This is a genomic window from Winogradskya consettensis, from assembly GCF_018332715.1.
GTDB classification, from domain to species: Bacteria; Actinomycetota; Actinomycetes; order Mycobacteriales; family Micromonosporaceae; genus Actinoplanes; species Actinoplanes consettensis.
Map to the genome: position 1 here is coordinate 193,463 of NZ_BOQP01000039.1, position 18,122 is coordinate 211,584.

General features: G+C 67.7%; 19 protein-coding genes. 10 read left to right on the top strand and 9 right to left on the bottom strand.

The annotated features are described in order from the left end of the window. Positions 1–262 precede the first annotated feature (262 nt). The gene (locus tag Aco04nite_RS33175) at positions 263–1,075 is read left to right on the top strand and encodes a hypothetical protein (RefSeq protein ID WP_213001177.1); all 813 of its coding nucleotides are present in this window, start codon (positions 263–265) and stop codon (positions 1,073–1,075) included. A gap of 362 nt (positions 1,076–1,437) precedes the next feature. Continuing rightward, positions 1,438–1,824, top strand: a complete 387-nt coding sequence (locus Aco04nite_RS33180; RefSeq protein WP_213001178.1) for a hypothetical protein — start codon at positions 1,438–1,440, stop codon at positions 1,822–1,824. A gap of 343 nt (positions 1,825–2,167) precedes the next feature. On the opposite strand, the gene Aco04nite_RS33185 is transcribed toward Aco04nite_RS33180, so the two are convergent. Genes Aco04nite_RS33185 through Aco04nite_RS33200 form a run of 4 tightly spaced genes read right to left on the bottom strand, consistent with a single transcriptional unit; the run spans position 2,168 to position 4,643 of the window. Then, entirely contained in the window at positions 2,168–2,449 is a 282-nt protein-coding gene (locus Aco04nite_RS33185) for a DUF6510 family protein (RefSeq protein ID WP_213001179.1), read from the bottom strand. Next, positions 2,446–3,195 carry a ferredoxin reductase gene (locus Aco04nite_RS33190; protein ID WP_213001180.1) on the bottom strand — a complete coding sequence of 250 codons (750 nt, stop codon included), beginning with the start codon at positions 3,193–3,195 and terminating at the stop codon, positions 2,446–2,448. The genes Aco04nite_RS33185 and Aco04nite_RS33190 overlap by 4 nt, the downstream gene beginning before the upstream one ends. Further along, on the bottom strand, positions 3,165–3,764 hold the full coding sequence (locus Aco04nite_RS33195) for a sulfite oxidase-like oxidoreductase (protein ID WP_213001181.1): 600 nt from the start codon (positions 3,762–3,764) through the stop codon (positions 3,165–3,167). The genes Aco04nite_RS33190 and Aco04nite_RS33195 overlap by 31 nt, the downstream gene beginning before the upstream one ends. A gap of 54 nt (positions 3,765–3,818) precedes the next feature. After that, on the bottom strand, positions 3,819–4,643 hold the full coding sequence (locus Aco04nite_RS33200) for a patatin-like phospholipase family protein (protein WP_213001182.1): 825 nt from the start codon (positions 4,641–4,643) through the stop codon (positions 3,819–3,821). A 162-nt stretch (positions 4,644–4,805) separates the two neighbouring features. Here Aco04nite_RS33200 and Aco04nite_RS33205 point away from each other — a divergent pair, with 162 nt between their 5' ends. After that, positions 4,806–5,519 (top strand): hypothetical protein, encoded by a 714-nt coding sequence (locus Aco04nite_RS33205; protein WP_213001183.1) that lies wholly within the window; start codon positions 4,806–4,808, stop codon positions 5,517–5,519. 149 nt (positions 5,520–5,668) lie between these two features. On the opposite strand, the gene Aco04nite_RS33210 is transcribed toward Aco04nite_RS33205, so the two are convergent. From Aco04nite_RS33210 to Aco04nite_RS33220, 3 genes are all read right to left on the bottom strand, one after another. Next, positions 5,669–6,838 (bottom strand): IPT/TIG domain-containing protein, encoded by a 1,170-nt coding sequence (locus Aco04nite_RS33210; RefSeq protein ID WP_213001184.1) that lies wholly within the window; start codon positions 6,836–6,838, stop codon positions 5,669–5,671. 150 nt (positions 6,839–6,988) lie between these two features. Further along, a complete protein-coding gene (locus Aco04nite_RS33215; protein WP_213001185.1) occupies positions 6,989–8,137 on the bottom strand; it encodes a glycoside hydrolase family 26 protein in 1,149 nt (382 codons plus the stop codon). A gap of 40 nt (positions 8,138–8,177) precedes the next feature. Further along, a complete protein-coding gene (locus tag Aco04nite_RS33220; protein ID WP_213001186.1) occupies positions 8,178–9,275 on the bottom strand; it encodes a glycoside hydrolase family 26 protein in 1,098 nt (365 codons plus the stop codon). Between the two features lie 227 nt (positions 9,276–9,502). On the opposite strand from Aco04nite_RS33220, the gene Aco04nite_RS33225 reads away from it, so the two are divergent. Together Aco04nite_RS33225 and Aco04nite_RS33230 are read left to right on the top strand one after the other, a co-directional pair. Next, a complete protein-coding gene (locus Aco04nite_RS33225) occupies positions 9,503–9,793 on the top strand; it encodes a DUF1540 domain-containing protein (RefSeq protein ID WP_203837613.1) in 291 nt (96 codons plus the stop codon). 215 nt (positions 9,794–10,008) lie between these two features. Further along, a complete protein-coding gene (locus tag Aco04nite_RS33230; RefSeq protein ID WP_213001187.1) occupies positions 10,009–10,794 on the top strand; it encodes an SGNH/GDSL hydrolase family protein in 786 nt (261 codons plus the stop codon). A gap of 127 nt (positions 10,795–10,921) precedes the next feature. Here Aco04nite_RS33230 and Aco04nite_RS33235 read toward each other — a convergent pair whose 3' ends face one another. Beyond that, entirely contained in the window at positions 10,922–11,101 is a 180-nt protein-coding gene (locus Aco04nite_RS33235; protein WP_203837615.1) for an antitoxin, read from the bottom strand. Positions 11,102–11,295: 194 nt separating this feature from the next. Here Aco04nite_RS33235 and Aco04nite_RS33240 point away from each other — a divergent pair, with 194 nt between their 5' ends. From Aco04nite_RS33240 to Aco04nite_RS33260, 5 genes are all read left to right on the top strand, one after another. After that, positions 11,296–12,936 (top strand): ATP-binding protein, encoded by a 1,641-nt coding sequence (locus Aco04nite_RS33240; RefSeq protein ID WP_213001188.1) that lies wholly within the window; start codon positions 11,296–11,298, stop codon positions 12,934–12,936. A gap of 83 nt (positions 12,937–13,019) precedes the next feature. Continuing rightward, complete coding sequence (locus Aco04nite_RS33245) at positions 13,020–13,772, top strand: NUDIX hydrolase (RefSeq protein WP_213001189.1); 753 nt, start codon at positions 13,020–13,022, stop codon at positions 13,770–13,772. Continuing rightward, positions 13,769–14,746, top strand: coding sequence for a lipopolysaccharide kinase InaA family protein (locus tag Aco04nite_RS33250; protein ID WP_213001190.1), 978 nt, complete (start codon positions 13,769–13,771; stop codon positions 14,744–14,746). The genes Aco04nite_RS33245 and Aco04nite_RS33250 overlap by 4 nt, the downstream gene beginning before the upstream one ends. A 10-nt stretch (positions 14,747–14,756) precedes the next feature. Beyond that, positions 14,757–15,707, top strand: a complete 951-nt coding sequence (locus Aco04nite_RS33255; protein WP_213001191.1) for a hypothetical protein — start codon at positions 14,757–14,759, stop codon at positions 15,705–15,707. Further along, complete coding sequence (locus Aco04nite_RS33260) at positions 15,704–16,897, top strand: adenylosuccinate synthetase (protein WP_213001192.1); 1,194 nt, start codon at positions 15,704–15,706, stop codon at positions 16,895–16,897. The genes Aco04nite_RS33255 and Aco04nite_RS33260 overlap by 4 nt, the downstream gene beginning before the upstream one ends. Here the strand turns inward: Aco04nite_RS33260 and Aco04nite_RS33265 are convergent. Then, positions 16,792–18,051 carry an MFS transporter gene (locus Aco04nite_RS33265; RefSeq protein ID WP_213001193.1) on the bottom strand — a complete coding sequence of 420 codons (1,260 nt, stop codon included), beginning with the start codon at positions 18,049–18,051 and terminating at the stop codon, positions 16,792–16,794. The two genes, Aco04nite_RS33260 and Aco04nite_RS33265, sit on opposite strands and share 106 nt — an antisense overlap. Positions 18,052–18,122: the final 71 nt, after the last annotated feature.

Sequence of the window (18,122 nt, forward strand, 5' to 3'; positions counted from 1 at the left end):
GTTGAGCACCCCGATCGGACGAACGAGCTGGACAAGCTGGGCACGGTCTGATGACCTCCGGTGTGCGATGAGTCGCAGCGGGGCTGCGAAATATTCCGGCCCAGCCGGCCAGGGGCTGGGATATTCCGACACCGGAGGTTCTCTAAGTCGCATGGCCTGAAAGACCCGTGAGGAGGAGGTGAGTTGACGGCTCCCCTGCCTTTGCGTAGTGACGCTTGGTAAGAATCTGGGTTGGCCAAGATCAAGGGCGAGTGGAGTGGTGATGTTGATAAGTCAGATACTCGATCACCCGGCTCTCAAGGTTGTCCGGGATGCGGCGGCAACAATCCGCGCAGTTGGCCTATTGGGCTCCCCTGTTGTGGGTGCTATAGCGGTCGCCTACATAACCTGGGGCCGTCGAGGGGTTAGACCGGATCTGGCTATATCGATCATTGCTGGCCTCTTGGCGGCAGCGATGCTGCTTGCTTGGGGCCTGCGGAATTCGGCGGCGATCAGAGCGGAAAATGCGTTCATCGTCGATAGTATGCAATCGATGCTTTTCGTTGAAATTGAAGGAAATCACCATCGCTACACGCGTAGTCGAGAGCAAATAATTAGATGCAACCAATCGATTGGCGCTCGCCTCATTCCGCAGGGCTGGTATTGGACCGGCCAGTCATCTCGCCCCTATGAAATTCGGTCTATATTTCCAGGTCAGGTTATCTTTGATGGCGCACGAGCTGAGCAGGATCACTGGATTTATCACTGGATCTATCTTGGTAGACGGATTACAATGGGCGAGGTTGTTCATGTCGGTACCATTGTTACGGTCGAAGATGACGTGCTTCCGATGCGAGAGTTTTATGCTGAGCGCGCATCAGGCTTCAGAATGAGAAACCTGAAAGTCGTACTCAGGTTTCCGAGATCAGAAGAGCCTAAGAAGGTAGAGGCTTGCAAGTGGCCGGGAGTGGTTAGCAGTCGTGGAGCTGAGATTCTCCCGAGTGTTCGCACTGTAAACAACGATGGAACGGTCGATTTTGTAATCGTAGCGAACAGCCCGAAACGCAGGTCGAGGTATGGTTTTCGTTGGGAGTAGGTGAGGGCTGCCGTTGATGGCGAGAAACGAGAAAGTAATCGTTTCTCGGTTGCTGAGAAGCATTTGCTCCTCTATAAATAATCCCTCTTTATTATACGAATTGGCAGGCTGTTATGTAGGCGTGTCCCGGCGTTCATTGACCCAGTCAGCACCTGGGGCACGCAAAATGTGGGGCTGCAAGTCGTGCCCGCTACCTTGATTGGCCTATATTGCCATTTGTCGTGACGGATGTAAGCGCCTGCCGCAGAGCATCTGCTCTCTCAGTGAGGTTCAAGTAAGCGGATAGCACTTCCTGGTAGCTATTCACCAGGGGCACAGGTGTTCCTCAGCGGGTGCTCAGTCTCGCGGGCTAGCGTCGGGGCATGGAAGAGGTACGAGCCACCCGAGTCGTTGCTTCGCTACGGGACCGCAACGTCTTCGCGCACGTCAAGCTGCCGCACGCCGGCATCACTCAGTACGGGATCCGGGTCGTGCTGCCCGACGGCCGCGAGGCGATCTGGGACAACGACGGCACCGCCGGACTCGAGGCGCAGATCATGCGGGACGGGGTCCTGGTCGGCTTCGTGCCGTCGATCCCCGGCTCGGAGAATTTCGGCGACGAGCAGATCATCGCCGCCATCGCCGGCGCGGACTACGACCAGCCGATCGGTCGCTCCAGCCCGGTCAACCGCACGGGCGCCGGCCGCGTCACCGCCCCACCGCGGCCGCTCGGTCTCGCCGACCGGCTGCGCCGCACCTTCCGCGACTGACGCGGCCACATCCCGGCCCGGCCGCTATCTTGGCCGGCCGCTATCCTGGCCTGGCCGCTATCCCGGGCCTGGCCATGCCGCTATTTCGGGCCGTGCCGCTTATCCGGGCCGGCCCCATGCCGCTTACCGGGCCCAGTCGTGCCGCTTACCCATACCGCTTACCCGGGCTCGGCCGTGCCGCTTACCCGGGCTCGGCCGTGCCGCTTACCCGTGCCGCTTACCCGGGCTCGGCCGTGCCGCTTACCCGTGCCGCTTACCCGGGCTCGGCCGTGCCGCTTACCCGGGCGCAGTCGTGCCGCCTGCCCGGGCTGGCCGCGCTGCCGACTCGGCACGGCCTGGCGGCCTACTCCGGGTCGTCCGGGGGCAGGGGGATGCGGAGGGTGACGGCGCCGCGGAGGTCGAGCCAGGCCTGGCCCGGGGTGCGGGTCAGGCGGAGGATGACGTCCTCGCAGTGGGGGCAGCGGGCGACCGAACCCATCGCGGGACCCCACAGCGTGAGGGTGGCCAGCGCGGACGGGTGGCCGCAGCCCGCGCATGTGGCTACGGCCTGGGTGACGTCGACGGCGAAGATCTCCGCGAGGTCACCGGCCATGGCGTTGCCGTCGAGCTCGTTGGCGGCGCTCATGGCGTACCCCCGAATCGCTCTGTTCTGATTTTTTTGGGGTCGTGGCCCAGGGCGACCAGGATGTCCGCAGCGGTCTCCACGAACGGGGTGGGCCCGCAGATGAAGACGTCGGGGGCGAAGTCGGGCGGCCAGCCGTGCGTGTTGAGTGTCGGCACGTTGATCCGGCCCGGCTTCTCGGGCCAGCCGTCGGGCACCGCGCGCGTGTAGGCGAAGTGCACGTCGAGCCCCGGGTCGTCGCGGACGCGGCGTTTCAGCTCGTCGGCGTAGAGGACGTCCTGCGGGGTGCGCACGGAGTAGATGAGCCGGAAGGGCTGCTTGCCTCGAACGTCACCGCGGGCCCTGATCATCGACATCAGCGGCACCACCCCGGAGCCGCCACCAAGCAGCAGCACTGGCGCGGGGTCGTTACGCCACACGAACCAGCCACCGACCGGGCCGCGCAGCTCGATCGGCTGCCCGACCTCGAGGGTGTCGTCGAGGTACGACGAGACCTCGCCGTCCTCGACCCGCTGCACGGTCAGCTCCACCTTGCCGCCGTCGGTCCAGCTCGAGGCGATGGAGTAGCTGCGCTGGGCGGAGTAGCCGTCGGGGGCGGTCAGTCGCACGTCGACGTGCTGACCAGGCAGGTGACCGGGCCAGTCGGGAACATCAAGAACCAGGGTGCGGGCGGACGAGGTCTCCCACCGGGACTCGGCCACGGTGGCGACCCGCCACCTCAGTCGCCCTGGTAGCGCTGCTCGCGCCATGGGTCCCCGTACATGTTGTAGCCGGCCTCTTCCCAGAAACCGGGCTCGTCCTGCGGCAGCATCTCGATGCCGTTGACCCACTTCGCGGATTTCCAGAAGTAGAGGTGCGGCACCACCAGCCGGGCCGGCCCACCGTGCTCGGGGTGCAGCGGCTCCCCGTCGAACGTGTGCGCCACCCAGGCCTTACCGTCGAGCAGATCCTCCAGCGGCACGTTGGTCGTGTAACCGCCGTAGCCGTGAACCATCGTGAAGTCGGCCGTCGACTCGATGTTCTCGAACAGCGTGTCGATCGCGACGCCACGCCACGTCGTGCCCAGCTTGGACCACTTGGTCACGCAGTGGATGTCGACCGTGAAGTCCTCCTGCGGCAGGGCGTTGAACTCGTCCCAGTTCCAGCTGGTCTTCTTCCCGGCCTCGTCGGTGATCGTGAAGCTCCACCGATCGAGCGGGACGCGCGGCGTCGGGCCGGCCGAGAGCACCGGAAAATCCTCGGTCAGATACTGCCCCGGCGGCAGATCAGGCCGCGAGGACCGGCGCCGCCCGCCGAACCCGGCGTTGATAATGCTCATGCAGAGCAGTTAACCCGATGATCAGACCCAGAAACAGCCCAACAGCCGAGCCGTTCACCACACCTCCCGTACGCGCTCCAGCTCACCCGCCGCCTGCACCCGCCCAGCCTCCGCAGCGAGCGCCCGCCGGTCCGGATTCAGCGGGTTACGCCCGATGGCGGTGAGCGCCGCATCGGTCGGACTGATCACGACGCTGTCTCTATGGAGAGCTTTTGCTTGGTGACTGGGCTTATCCTTCCGCTTCACCGCCGCGGTACTGGGCGCGATGACCACCACCCGGTCGTAGTCATTAGCGAGATCAACATTGGCAACAGACCGGACCCCGCCGTCCACGTAACGCCGCCCGTCCACAGTCATCGGCGGCCAGACCAGGGGAACGGCGCAGCTCGCGGCCACGGCGTCGATCAGCGAGACCCCGCTGTCACGATCGAAGACCCGCACCGCACCCGTCTCGGCGTCCACGGCGGGAACCTTGAGGAGAGTCTCGGGCCAGGCATCGCCCTTCACGCGCATGGCGATGGCCGCGCGGCGCTCCGACTCGGGAACGGTCTGCTTCTTGAGCGCTGCCCGGCCGAGCCAGGCGCGGCCCTTCGCGTCGTCGCCAGGCCACAACGAAGCGATGACGAAGCCCGCGAGCACCCGGGTGTTGATCACGGCGTTGCGGTCACCGGTGGTGTCGGCCAGCTCGTGCGCGTAGAGCTCGCCGACCGGAGTGCCACTGGTCAGCTGCGCGGCGACGACGGATCCGGCCGAGGTCCCGACGAACAGGTCGGCGGTCGTGAGGTCTAATCCGCGCTCACCCAGCCCGTAAACCATCCCCATCGTCCAAGCGACGCCGGTAACGCCACCCCCACCAAGCACAACCGCACGCTTCACCATGCGCCCACTATTGACCTGTGGGCGCGTTTCCCAAGCGTGCTGCTGCTCAGCTTTTAGGTTTTGGCACGTTTTGTCCGTTCGTTTTGGGACCATGGACCCTCGGGGCCTGCCGCCCGCGCCCGCGGGCCGACCCAGTCGAGACCTGCGAAGGAATGACAAAGCATGCGCGAAGAACCCACCGCGGCCCCCAGCCGCCCCCGTCGCCGCAAGCAAGCAGTCGCCGGAGTCGCCGGCCTGGCCGCCCTGGGAGTAGGCGCCTTCCTGGTGACCTCCCAGCTCACCGACAACGACAAAACCGAACCCCGCGACACGGCAGCCTTGGCCCCGGTAGGCCCAGCCGTCACCGGAGACATCGCCACGGCCGAGCCGTCAGCCTCGGAGTCCGCTCCGGCTGCGGCCGCGGCGACCGAATCCGCCTTGGCCGCACCGGCGGCGAAGGTCACCACCAGTCCCGCTTCGGTGAAGGAGCAGATCGAGGCGGTCCGCAAGGCCGCTCGGCAGCCCAACAACCAGGTGCGTCGGCCGCTCAATCAGCCGGCGGTCCCGGTCAAGGACTCCGAGCTGAAGGTGCAGGCCACCGGGGTTCTCAAGAAGGACCGCGAAACCCTGAAGGTCGTCTCGGCGAAGAAGGACCTCAGCGGCCAGCGAGAGCTCTCCTGGGTCGCTGACGAGGGCGAAGTCGTCGGCGATGCGCGGTGCACCCAGAAGTTCCGGTTCGGCGCGGGCGCGCCCGTTGTGGACAAGCCGACTCTGCTCGTGTGCTGGCGGACGAGCGCTTCCAAGAGCGCCTACACCGTCGCCGTGAGTCTCGACGGTAAGCCGTCCATGGATCAGAGCATCGCGGCTCTCTCCAAGGAATGGGACGCCATCTCCTGAGTTCCTGACGAAGCAGACGAGCGGCCGGGGGTGAATATGCCCCCGGCCGCTCTTTCGTTCCTGCCCCTGTTCATGCGAAGCGGCCGGGAGCATCTGCTCCCGGCCGCCCCGTCATTCAGGTGATGCCGTTCTGGTGATGCTCAGAAGGATCAGTACGGCGCTACGGTGAACGTCGATCCGCTGGAGATGTCCGACACGCTGTAACCGGCCACGGCCGTGGCCGCGAGGTCACCGTTGTTGGTCACCGTGATGGTGTAGGTGCCGTTCGGCACGGTCGGTGTGCCCGAGTTGGCTGCGGCCGACGACTCGGTGAGTGCTCCCGCAGCGAAGTCGAACTTGCAGATCAGTTCGTTGTCGCTGATGACGGTTACGCCGGTGCACTCGGCAATCGGACCCTGGACGTAGACGCTGGCACCTGTCGTTCCTGGGTCGTAGGCGCCGTCGACCAGCCACACCTTGCCGTTGGTCGCAGAGCTGCCGAACGTCGGTGCGAGGAAGTTCGCGCCCAGAACGTCTACGTAGGTTGCCGTTGACGTAGCGGGTGCGGTGTTCGGGGTAACCAAGAGTCCGTTGGCGTAGGTGAACGCGGTCGCGAGGTTCTTCGTGCCCGCCGCGGTCGTGACGGACAGGGTGACCGCACCGGGTGCGTGCGCCGGAGTGGTCGCTGTGAAGCTGGTGGCGCTGACCGGTGTGACGTTGGTCAGAGCCGTGCCACCGAGCGTGCCGCTGATCGAGCCCGCGGTTGTCGGGAAGTTCGTACCGGTGACGGTGATGGTGCTACCGCCGAGGGACGGACCACTCGCCGGGCTGACTGCACCCGAGGTGAGGCCCACGGCGAGGGCGACGGTGTAGGTCGCGGAGCCGATCTGTGCGGCGGTCGCCGAGTTGCTGGCGTAGACGCACAGGTTGTACTTGGTCGACGTGGCCCCGCTCGGCACGATCGGCGCCAAGGAGGGAACCAGGATCGACGCCTTGGTGTTCGAGATTTTGTTGATCGACACCACGAGGACGTTGCCGGAGGTCGCCGACGCCGGCGTCACTGCGAGGCTGGCGGTTGCGTTGTACGTCGTCTGGCAGGCCGGGATGGAGAAGGTGGCGACGGGAGCCGTGACGCCGTTCAGCCAGTTGGCGGCCGCCGTCGACGTAGCGGTGATCGTGTTAGCGCCGGTGCTCGGGCCGGCGGTCGAGCTGAGCGTCAACGGCGCGATGGCGGCCTGGGCGGGCAGGGCCGTTGCCGCTACGACCAGGGTGGTGATCGCCGCTGTGGCGAGTCCCGCGCGCAGCAAGCGCCGGCGCGGGGTGGAGTGGGACTTGCTCATGCGAGGTCCTCCTACGGTCATCAGTGACCGCGTCGGTTGGGTTTGGGTGGGCCCGCGCGTGAGAACCATCGTCGGGCCTTCTCGTGAGGGAGCGTAACTTGGTGTATGCGATGTATTGCGGAGAGTGACGAAGTTCAGTGGAAATGCACCCTAAGCGCCGAACAGGGAGGCATAACGGCGCGCTGAGGCGGGGTTTCTGGTGCAGGTGGGGTCGGTGCGGTAGAGGCTGGATTGGACGCCGCCGGAGCCGCAGTCGGAGAAGTAGGTCTCGTAGGCCAGGTGCTGGGCGTGCGCCGCGAGCCAGGTGTGCATCCAGGTGATGAAGTTCGGGTTCTCTTTGCCGACGTCGGCGGTCGGGACGACGCCCCATTCGCCGACTGAGAATGGCTTGTTGTGCTTGCGGGCGAAGTTGTAGAGCCACGTCAGGCCCTCGGGGGCCGCTGCGGTGCGGTCGAAGGACGCGGCCGTGGGGGACCAGGGGTAGTGGTCGTAGTTGTCGATGCCCACGATGTCCACGTAGTCGTCGCCCGGGTAGCAGTTTGTGGAGAGGCCGCCGCAGACGCCGTCGGGGGTGTCGTGGGCGTTGATGGTCCAGTCGAAGAGGACCGAGGGGTTGGTGGCGCGGATGCTGTCGGCGGCTCGGTGGTAGCAGCTGAGCCAGGTGGTCGTGTCATCGGCGCGCCAGGAGGAGGTCTGCTCGTTGAATTCCCAGCCGAGGCGGATGATGGAGTCGGCTCGGTTGTGCGTACGCATGAGGGTGCCGAAGGCTTTGAAGTCGGCGTCGTGGTCGCCGGCGGCGCAGGCGGCGAGGTCTGCCTGGTCGCCGTCCGGGACCAGGCCCTGCGAGATGACGAGTACGCCGTCGAAATCGGCGAAGTTCTCGAACGTCCAGCCTGTGCCGGCGGTCATGGCTGACCAGGAGCTCCGGTCGGTGTAGGTCTGGGCGACCGTGCAGGGGCGGCCGCGGGCGGTGCAGAACGCTTTGACGCTGGGGGTGTCCAGGGACGGGTCGCCGTTGACGCCGGACAGGCCGTGCGCGCCGGGCCAGGTGCCGTTCGGCCGGCTCAGCGCGAGCATCCGCCGGGCCGAGCGTGGGTCGACAGGCGACGAAGGCGGCGACAGGGACGGGGACGGGGACGGCGAGGGGAACGCGGTCACAGCTGGGCCCAGGGAGAAGGCTGAGGCGGAGGGCGAAGCTGAAACCGTAGGGGCGGCAGCGGGTTCGTCGTCGTCCGAGGTGGTGGTGAAGGCGATGGCCAGGCCGATGAGGACCAGCAGGGTTGCTCCGGCGGCGACCACGGGCACTCGCCGGCTGCGGCGCCGGTGCTCGGGCAAGGGTCTACTCGCCGAAGAGAGACGTGTACCGGGCTGCTGAGGACGGGTTCTGGGTGCAGTTCGAGGTGGTGAGGTAGAGGCTGGATTGGATGCCGCTGGAGTCGCAGTCGGAGAAGTAGGCCTCGTATGCCAGGTATTGCGCGTGGGCTGCGAACCAGGAATGCATCCACGTCACGAAGTCCGGGTTCTCCTTGCCCGCGTCGCCGGCCGGTGTCACGCCCCATTCGCCGACGGAGAAAAGCTTGTCATGGGTACGCGCGAAGTCGTACAACCACGTCAGCCCCTCGGCCCTCGTGGCGGTGGCCGTGAAGTCGGCAGCCGTCGGGGACCACGGATAATGGTCGTAGTTGTCGATGCCGATGATGTCCACGTAATCGTTGCCGGGGTAGCAATTCGTCGATACGCCGCCGCATACCGTGCTTGCTGTGCTGTGGGCGTTGATGGTCCAGTCGAGGACCACTGAGGGGTTGGTGGCGCGGATGTTGTCGGCGGCCTTGCGGTAGCAGCTGATCCAATCGGCCTGGTTGTCCGCGCGCCACGGGGAGGTTTGTTCGTTGAATTCCCAGCCGAGCCGGACCACGGAGTCGGCGCGGTCGTGCGTACGCATGAGGGTGCCGAAGTTCTGCCAGTCGGAATCGTGGTCTCCGGCGGCGCAGGCGGCCAGGTCGGCACTCGCGCCGATCGGGACCAGGCCCTGCGACACCACGAGTACGCCGTCGAAGCTGGCAAAATTCTCGAACGTCCAGTCGCTGCCGGCGGTCATCGTCTGCCAGGTCGTGCGGTCGGTGTAGGTCTGCGCGACGTTGCACGCCCGGCCGCGCGCCTTGCAGAACGCGGTGACGCTCGCGGTGTCCAGCGTCGGGCTGCCGTTGACGCCGGACAGTCCGTGGGTGCCGGGCCAGCTGCCGTTGCTGCGCGTGAGGTTGATCATCTGACTCGCGGACCGAGCGGTGACCGTGGTTGCGGAGGCGGACGCCGTGGGCGTGGGCGGGTCGTCGTCGCCCGAGCTGATGACGCCGATGAGCACGCCGGCGGCGACGACCACCACGGCGAACGCGATGAGCAGCAGCGACCTGCGGCTGCGGAGCCCACCCTCGACCATGCGTTCTGCCCTCCGGGCTTTCCTGGGGTTTTGTCTGAGTATGGCAGTCGTGCGCCCTCGCTCGCCGCGGCTTGCCAATACTGAGGATTGCCTTACCTAAAGCCCGGTAATTGTTGCCTTACCTATTATGGGAAACCGTAAAAATGTATTGCTCCAGAGCGCGCGCCATCCACGGTAATGGTTTATCGTCGGTCGGGACAAAGGTCGCGAGAGAAGGAGGCAATGTCATGACCCAGATGATGGAGATGCCGCGCGTGCAGGCCTGCACGGTAAGTGGCTGTGGCTACAACCACGACGGCTGCACGGCCTTCGCGATCACGATCGGCCGCTCCAGCTCGGAGTGCGACACGTTCGACGACTCGGGCGACCGGGGTGGCATGGGCCAGGCGATGGCGCAGGTGGGTGCGTGTAAGCGCGCCGAGTGCGTACACAACACGGACCTCGAGTGTCACGCCCCGGCCATCACCGTGGGCGCTGCCGCGGACCGCGCCGACTGTCTGACCTTCTCGGCGAGCTAATAGCTTTCAAGTAAGCCTTGCCTTATTGCGAGCAGGCCGTCACCCCGCTATGGGTGGCGGCCTTTTCCGTGCCCGCGGATCGTTACGGGCAGGCATTGATAGACGTTACTACGGTGTTACGCGAGTGTCACCGGTTTCTTTCGGGGCCGCGTTCACTTACCCTTCGGTAACCGGAGCTCCGGCCCCCGTCCCACCGCGGATCCGGAGGCCACCCCATGAAGAGACTCGTGCCCGTTCTCGTCGTCGCCACCATCCTGTTGATCCCTACGGCTGCCCACGCCGCGGCCCCCGCCGACCAGGACTACGTCGCGCTCGGCGACTCGTACTCCTCAGGGGTGGGTGCGCCCGGCCAGAGCGGCACCTGTCTGCGCAGCCCGAACGCCTATCCGGGGTTGTGGGACGCCGCGAACGATCCCGCGACCTACAAGTCGGTCGCGTGCAGTGGTGCGACCACGGATGACCTGCGCTCGTCGCAGCTCTCCGCGCTGACCGCCGCCACCGATCTGGTGAGCGTGACCATCGGCGGCAACGACGTCGGTTTCGCCCCTACGATCATTACCTGCACGCTCGTCGGCGACAGTGCCTGCGCGGCGAAGGTCGACGAGTCGCTGGAATATCTGCGGGACGAGATGCCGGCCAAGTTCACGGCGACGTATGCGGAGATCCGGGCCAAGGCGCCGAACGCCAAGGTCGTGGTCCTCGGATACCCGATCCTGTTCGACGAGGCCGCTACGTCGTGCGGCTTCGCGGGCATGAGCATTCCCAAGCGCAAATCCATCAACAAGGGCGCCCGCGAGCTCAATGCGGCGATCAGGGCCTACGCCCAGGCGGCCGGGTTCACCTGGTCGGATGTCACGGACGAGTTCGCCGGTCACGGCATCTGCGGCGCCAGCCCCTGGCTGCACGGGCTCACCGTCCTGCCGCCGACGAACTCTTTCCACCCCACGGCCAATGGCTATCGGTACGGCTACCTGCCCGCGCTCAACGCAGCGCTGGCCTGACCCCCGCTAAAAGCGCCTGACCCCCGCTGTGCAGCGCGGAGCGCGCAAAGACGGCCCGGCGGTTGATCAACCGCCGGGCCGTTCCGGAGCCAACCTGTTGCGCTGTTCCGGAGTCTTGGGAGAGTGCCTACTGCTGGGTGTCGCCGGCGCCGGTGCGGGCCTGGGCCTGGTCGACGCCCTTGTCGATCTGGTCGGAGTACTTGTCGCCGGTGCGCTGGTCGACCTGGTCGCCGGCCTTCTCGAGGCCCTGGTCGACCTGCTCGTCGTGCTTGTCGGCAAGATCCTTGGCCTTGTCAAGGAAGCCCATGGCGTGGTCCTTTCGTAGGGAACGACTATGGGCTGCCCGGTGAGCGGCCTCAGAAACCTCAGGAGCCCCTTGGGCTGCACCGCGGGCATTCCGGCCCGGGATGCAGGCGGCATCGGTAAGCTCGCGGGGTGACCGGTATGCCGGATAAGCCGGATCCCCTGGGTTCTGATCTTTTCAAGCTTCTGTTCGAGTCGATGCCCGGGCTCTATATGGTCCTCGACCCCCAGTTGCGGATCCAGGCAGCCACCGATGCCTATCTGAATGCCACGATGACCGAGCGCGAGAAGGTCATCGGGCGCCACATCTTCGCCGTTTTCCCGGACAACCCCGACGACCCGGACGCCACGGGTACGACGAATCTGAGGGCCTCGCTGGAGCGCGTCATCGCGACGCGGCTGCCGGACGCGATGGCGGTGCAGCAGTACGACGTGGAACGACCGGCGGAGGCCGGCGGCGGCTTCGACACGCGTTACTGGAGCCCGGGGAACAGCCCGGTTCTCGGCCCGGACGGCCAGGTGCGGTACATCATCCACCAGGCCGAGGACGTGACCGAGTTCGTGGCGCCGCAGCGGCGTGGGGATGACAGCCGGCAGCGGAGCGACGATCTGCGCGAGCACACCGAGCGGATGCAGGCCGAGATCATGCGTCGCTCGCGCGAGCTGGACGAGGCCAACCGGGCGCTGCGGGCCGCCGACGACGCGAAGAACCAGTTCCTGTCGCGGGTCAGCCACGAGCTGCGTACGCCGCTGAATGCCATTCTCGGCTTCAGTGAACTGCTCACGCTCAGCGAGCTCGAAGTGGGGTACCGCACCTGGGCCGGCATGATCCACAGTGCCGGCAGCCACCTGCTGGCGCTGCTCGACGACGTGCTCGATATCGCCCGCATCGAGGGTGGCAACCTGAACCTGGCGGTGGAACCGGTTCCGATTCGCGCGTTGCTCGTCGAGGTGCTCGACCTGGTCGGCCCGATTGCCGATGCTGCGGACGTCCGGCTGAACCAGTCACCGGACATTCCCGGGGACTGGTGTGTCGCCGCCGACCGCCAGCGCCTGCGTCAGGTCCTGATGAACCTGCTCTCCAACGCGATCAAGTACAACCATCCGACCGGCACGGTCACGGTCGCCGTGGAGCCGGAGCCGGGGGAGCAGTTCCGGATCAACGTCATTGACAGTGGGCGGGGCATGACCCAGGAATCCCTCAAGGTGCTGTTCACGCCGTTCGAGCGGCTCGATGCCGCGAAGGCCGGCTTTCAGGGCACCGGGCTGGGCCTGTCCCTCTCCCGACATCTCACGACGAGCATGGCGGGGCGGCTGGAGGTGTCGAGCGAGCTCGGAGAGGGCAGCACCTTCGGAGTTGTCCTGCCGTCCGCTGTCGCGGTCCCGGGTGACCACGAGGTGGGGGAGGGGCGGCTCGTTCCCGAGGGCACCACCCGGCCGGCCAAGGTGCTCTACGTGGAGGACGTGCTGGGCAACATCCGGTTGGTCGAGGACATCCTGGCCCACCGGCCGACGATCACGCTGATCTCCGCGGAGCGGGCCTCGGTCGGGCTGGACCTCGCTCGGCAGCACGTGCCTGATCTCATTCTGCTCGATCTGCATCTGCCCGACATGTCCGGCGACGAGGTCTTCGAGCTGCTCAGGGCCGACCCCGTGACCAGCCACATCCCGGTGGTGGCGCTCAGCGCGGATGCCACCGCACACCACATCGAACAGCTCCGGCAGGCGGGCGTGACGGCGTACCTGACCAAGCCCGTCGCCGTGCGGGAGCTGCTCGCGACGCTGGACCGCCTGCTGCCCGCGGCGCCGAGTCATCGCGAAAGCAGGAGCCTCCGGTAACAGGGGGGTTGTACTCGGTTTGAGAATGAGCTAAGTTCTTCTCAGGTCGAGTACTACTCACTCAGAGAAATACTGGAGCGGCTGTGACGGGCGAAGAAGAATTCCTCGAGGGATACGACCCGGGTGCCTACGCGCCCGTCGCCGTCACGGTCGATGTGGTTGCGCTGACCATCCGGGACGGGCGGCTGCACGTGCTGCTCGTCGAGCGGGGCGGGCACCCCTACGCCGGGTGGAACGCGTTGCCCGGCGGGTTCGTGCAGGAGGAGGGGCTCGACGCGGCGGCGCTGCGCGAGGTCGGGGAGGAGACCGGGCTCCGTCCCGGCGAGGGCGAGCTGGATCGGGTCCACCTCGAGCAGCTCCGGTCGTACGGTGACCCGGGCCGGGATCCGCGGATGCGCGTCTTCTCGGTGGCCTACCTGGCGTTCGCGCCCAGCCTGCCCGACCCGCGTGCCGGCACGGATGCGGCCGGCGCGTTCTGGATGCCGGTCGACGAGGTCGGCGAGCTCGCGTTCGACCACGCGGCGATCCTGGCCGACGGGCTCGACCGGGCCCGCTCCAAGCTCGAGTACACGCCGCTGGCCACCGCGTTCGTCGGCACCGAGTTCACCATCGCCGAGCTGCGGGCCGTCTATGCGGCGGTCTGGGGCGAGGAGCTGCACCCCGGCAACTTCCATCGCAAGGTGCTCTCCGTGCCCGGCTTCGTGGAGAGCACCGGGGAGACCGCCGCGCGCGCCGGGGAACGCGGTGGCCCCAAGCCCAAGCTCTACAGGGCCGGTGACGCGCGGCTGCTGCACCCCGCGCTGCTGCGGCCGACGAGGGAGGAGGACATTCGATGATGTCCTTCGAGGACGCCGTCGCGGTGATCGAGCGCTCGGGTTCCTTCCCCGAGCTACTCTCCGATCCGCTGCTTGCGGGTGTCGAGCGCGGCCGGGCGTACAAAATGATGGTCAAGATCGTGCATCCGGATGCCGCACCCGCGGGTCGTGGCGGGAGTGCGACGCGGGCCGTCGCCAAGCTCTCGTTGTTGTGGGAGCGGGACCGGAGTCTGACCACGAAGCGTGCGACCTATCGCATCGGGGCGGGCGTGGCGAGCGGGGATCTGGCCGACCTGATCGCGCTCGACGACGACAAGCTGCTCAAGCTGCCGCGGCAGCCCGCTGACAACGACCTGATGCGGGCCGAGGCGCGGGCACTGGAGACGTTGGCGCGCGACGGTGATCCGCGTTACCGGGCTTATGCTCCGCGGCTGATTGAAAGCTTCACCCATCAGGACGATGTGGGTACGCGCCGCAGCGCCCTCGTGCTGCAAAGGCTCGACGGTTTTGTGCCGCTGACCGGGCTGGCCGGCCGGCTCGACCCGCGTGACGTCGCGTGGATGTGGCGGCGGCTGCTGACCGGGCTCGGCTGGGCACATCGGGCCGGGCTGGTGCACGGGGCGGTGCTGCCCGAGCACGTCCTCATCCATCCGGGCGAGCACGGCGTGGTGCTCGTCGACTGGTGTTACAGCGTCTCCGCGGGCGGTACCGTCCCGGCGGTCGTCGCGCGGCACCGGTCCGCCTATCCCCCCGAGGTCCTGGCCAAGCAGCCGGCCACCGCAGCCACCGACATCTTCATGGCGACCGGGCTGATGCTGCGGCTGATCCAGGACCCGCCCGCCGCGATGCGGCGCTTCGCCGCGGGCTGCCGATACGACGCGCCGCGCATGCGTCCCCAGGACGCGTGGCACCTGCTCGCCGAGCTCGACGAGCTGCTCGAAGACCTGTACGGCCCCCGCCGGTTCCGCCCCTTCGCGCTGCCGGCCTCTGTTTAGGGAGACCACCATGGGAAGTGGACGCTGGTCCACCGATGTCTACTCGGCCGCCGCGAACTACCGCGCCGCGACCGGGACGAGCGCCTTCGCCTACAGCGACAGCGGCGCGCGCAAAGCACACGAGGCCCTCGACCCGATGGGCGTCGGCAAGCGGGAGAGCCGCGACAGCGCGGAACACCCGCAGAGCACCCCGATCGCCGTCCTCTTCGACGTGACCGGCTCGATGGGCTCGGTCCCGCGCACCCTGCAAGCCAAACTCCCGCAACTGCTGGGCCTGCTGACCCGCAAGGGTTATGCCACCGACCCGCACATCATGTTCGGCGCGGTCGGCGACGCCACCTGCGACCGGGTGCCGCTGCAGGTCGGGCAGTTCGAGTCGGACAACCGGATGGACGACGACCTGGCCCGGATCGTGCTCGAGGGCGGCGGTGGCGGGCAGCGCACCGAGTCCTACGAGCTGGCCATGTATTTCATGGCCCGGCACACGAGCACGGACAGCATGGAGAAGCGGGGACGTCGCGGCTACCTCTTCCTGATCGGTGACGAGATGCCCTACGGCACGGTCAAGCCCAAGGAGGTCAAGCGGTTCATCGGCGACACCCTGCGCGAGCCCATCGGGGTCGAGGCCATGGTCGCCGAGTTGCAGCGCAGCTTCGACGTCTACTACATCCTGCCGTCGGCGGCGAGTTACGGCGGGGACAAGGAGATCCTCGGCTTCTGGCGGGGACTGCTCGGCCAGCAGGTCATCGAGCTGGACGACCTCGACGCGGTCTGCGAGACGATCGCGCTCACCATCGGGCTGGGCGAGGACCGGATCGACCTGGACGAGGGGCTCGCCGACCTGGCCGACGTGGGCTCGGCGGCCGGTGCGTCGGTGGGTAAGGCGCTCGCACCTCTGGGCGCCGTGGTGCGCTCTTCTCTGACGGCCGGCAGCTCCGGCACGGGGAACGAGCGGCTGTGAGTGCGGATCACGTCGCCGTGGTCGATCTCGGCTACGGCGACGCCGGCAAGGGGCGGGTGGTGGACGCCCTCTGCGCCGCCGGCGACGTGCGAGCGGTCCTGCGCTTCAACGGGGGAGCGCAGGCCGCCCACAACGTCGTCGCCGCGGACGGGCGGCACCATACGTTCGCGCAGTTCGGGTCGGGCACCCTGCTGGGGGTGCCCACCCACCTGACCCGATTCGTCGTGGTCGACCCGCTCGCGCTGGCCGCCGAGGCCGCGGCGCTCGGCAATCCGTTCCACCTGCTCAACGTCGACGGCGACGCGCTGCTCGCCACGCCCTGGCACCGGGCCGCCAACCGGGCCCGCGAACGGCAGCGCGGCTCGGGACGGCACGGTTCGTGCGGCATGGGCATCGGGCAGACCATGGAGTACGCCCGGAGCCACGCCGATGCGCCCCGTGTCGCCGATGTCCTCTCCGCCGCCCTGCCTCGCAAGCTGGCCGCCGTCCGCGCCGCGTTGACCGCTGAATTCGGCCCGCTCGACGCCCCGCCGCTGGATGATGTCGTCGCCGCGTTCCGTGCCTTCGGGGCAGCGGTCTCGATCGTCGCTCCCGGTTATGAGCAGCGGCTGATGAGTGAGGGACGGTGTGTCTTCGAGGGCGCGCAGGGCGTGCTGCTCGACGAGTGGCGCGGCTGGCACCCCTTCACCACGTGGTCCACCACGACCTTCGACAACGTGGCAGCGCTCTGCGACTCGTTCGAGCGGCTCGGCGTGGTCCGCACCTACACGACGCGGCACGGCGCAGGGCCCTTCGTCACCGAGGCGGCACTCGACCTGCCGGAGGCGCACAACGGCGTGGGGGAGTGGCAGGGCTCCTTCCGGGTCGGCCACTTCGACGCGGTCGCCCACCGGTATGCCGTCGAGGTGGCCGGTGGCGTCGACGGGCTCGCCGTCACCCACCTCGACGCCCCGGCCCGCTGCCCGGAGCTGCGCATCTGCACCTCCTACGCATCGCTGGACCACCTCGACCCCGGTCCCTTCCGTGATCTGGACTATCAGGAACGGCTGACCGCGCTGCTCCTGCGTGAGCGGCCCGGGGTGCTCTATCGCCCGGACGACTGGGCCGCCGATATCGGCTCGCTGCTCGGCGCGCCGGTGCGGTTCGAATCCTGGGGCCCGAAGCGGGTCAGGCTGCGGGTGCCCGCATAGGCCAAGGGAATCAGGGCCGAGCCGAAGAGCACCAGCGCGCTCAGCGTCAGGATCCGGTCCGTGCCCAGCGCCGCGGCCAGCGGACCGGCGAGCGCGTTGCCCACCGGCATCGCCAGCAGCGACGTCAGGATGTCCCACGACGCGACCCGGGCGAGCAGGTGATGCGGGATGTGGTCCTGGATCGCCGTGTCCCAGGCCACGCCGTAGAAGTTCAGGCCCGCATATCCGATGACCGCGCCGGCCAGCACCGCCGTCAGGGTGCCCGGCCAGACGAACGCCAGCGCCCACAGCGGCATCAGCAGCAGGGTGAGCCAGCCCGCATACAGCAGCCGGGCGGGCCGCCACCGCAGGGCGATCGCCGCGCCGATCACTCCGCCGAGCCCCTCGGCCGCCGCGATGAAGCCCGCGGCCTGCGCCCCGCCCAGCCGCTCGATGGCGAGCACCGGGACCAGCACCAGCAGGATGCCGTTGGCGACGTGATAGACGGTTGCCGCCAGCACGCCGGAGAGGAGCCAGTCGCGCTGCCGGATCTCCCGCCAGCCGGCGCCGAGCTCCCGCAGCATCCCCTCACCCGGCACCCGGACGGTCCGCGCCCGGATCAGCAGCGCGGCGGCCCCGGAGGCCACGAAGCTGGCGGCGTTGACCGCGAACCCGGTGCTCGCCCCGAACTGCGCCACGACCAGCCCGCCCAGCGCCGGCCCGACCACCCGGCAACTGGTCTGCAGCAGGCTCAGCGTCGCATTGGCGTGCTGGCGGCGGGCGACGTCGACCAGCATCGGCCTGAGCGCGGTCATCGCCGGCTCGAAGAACGCCCCGGCCCCGGCGGAGACCGCGGCTAGCGCGCACAGCAACGGCAGCTGGTAGGACCCGGACGCGAACATCACCGCGATAGCCGCCGTGGTGACGACCCGGACGGCGTCGGAGGCCACCATGACGCGCTGCGGCTGCACCCGGTCGGCCCAGACGCCGCCGAACAGGGTGCAGGCCAGCATCGCGAGCACCGAGCAGGCCATCACGAGCCCGAGATCGCCGGCGCTGCCCCCGCTGATCAGGACCGCGACGGCCAGCGCGATGGTCTGGAAGCCGTTGCCGAGCCAGGACAGGGACATGCCGGTGGCGAGCAGCCGAAAATCAGTGAGCCGGAGATCGGTCATGCCCGAGAGAGTAGTTCGGCGTCGAACTATTCGGCAATGAATTATTTGATGCTTGACAGATGTCTGACATG

Excerpts from the sequence above, each read along its gene's own strand:
- Aco04nite_RS33235 (WP_203837615.1), bottom strand. The coding sequence starts at position 11,101 with ATGGGCTTCCTTGACAAGGCCAAGGATCTTGCCGACAAGCACGACGAG.
- Aco04nite_RS33175 (WP_213001177.1), top strand. The coding sequence starts at position 263 with ATGTTGATAAGTCAGATACTCGATCACCCGGCTCTCAAGGTTGTCCGG.
- Aco04nite_RS33250 (WP_213001190.1), top strand. The coding sequence starts at position 13,769 with ATGATGTCCTTCGAGGACGCCGTCGCGGTGATCGAGCGCTCGGGTTCC.
- Aco04nite_RS33265 (WP_213001193.1), bottom strand. The coding sequence starts at position 18,051 with ATGACCGATCTCCGGCTCACTGATTTTCGGCTGCTCGCCACCGGCATG.
- Aco04nite_RS33185 (WP_213001179.1), bottom strand. The coding sequence starts at position 2,449 with ATGAGCGCCGCCAACGAGCTCGACGGCAACGCCATGGCCGGTGACCTC.
- Aco04nite_RS33195 (WP_213001181.1), bottom strand. The coding sequence starts at position 3,764 with ATGAGCATTATCAACGCCGGGTTCGGCGGGCGGCGCCGGTCCTCGCGG.
- Aco04nite_RS33190 (WP_213001180.1), bottom strand. The coding sequence starts at position 3,195 with ATGGCGCGAGCAGCGCTACCAGGGCGACTGAGGTGGCGGGTCGCCACC.
- Aco04nite_RS33220 (WP_213001186.1), bottom strand. The coding sequence starts at position 9,275 with ATGGTCGAGGGTGGGCTCCGCAGCCGCAGGTCGCTGCTGCTCATCGCG.
- Aco04nite_RS33255 (WP_213001191.1), top strand. The coding sequence starts at position 14,757 with ATGGGAAGTGGACGCTGGTCCACCGATGTCTACTCGGCCGCCGCGAAC.
- Aco04nite_RS33230 (WP_213001187.1), top strand. The coding sequence starts at position 10,009 with ATGAAGAGACTCGTGCCCGTTCTCGTCGTCGCCACCATCCTGTTGATC.
- Aco04nite_RS33200 (WP_213001182.1), bottom strand. The coding sequence starts at position 4,643 with ATGGTGAAGCGTGCGGTTGTGCTTGGTGGGGGTGGCGTTACCGGCGTC.
- Aco04nite_RS33180 (WP_213001178.1), top strand. The coding sequence starts at position 1,438 with ATGGAAGAGGTACGAGCCACCCGAGTCGTTGCTTCGCTACGGGACCGC.
- Aco04nite_RS33210 (WP_213001184.1), bottom strand. The coding sequence starts at position 6,838 with ATGAGCAAGTCCCACTCCACCCCGCGCCGGCGCTTGCTGCGCGCGGGA.
- Aco04nite_RS33205 (WP_213001183.1), top strand. The coding sequence starts at position 4,806 with ATGCGCGAAGAACCCACCGCGGCCCCCAGCCGCCCCCGTCGCCGCAAG.
- Aco04nite_RS33240 (WP_213001188.1), top strand. The coding sequence starts at position 11,296 with ATGCCCGGGCTCTATATGGTCCTCGACCCCCAGTTGCGGATCCAGGCA.
- Aco04nite_RS33225 (WP_203837613.1), top strand. The coding sequence starts at position 9,503 with ATGACCCAGATGATGGAGATGCCGCGCGTGCAGGCCTGCACGGTAAGT.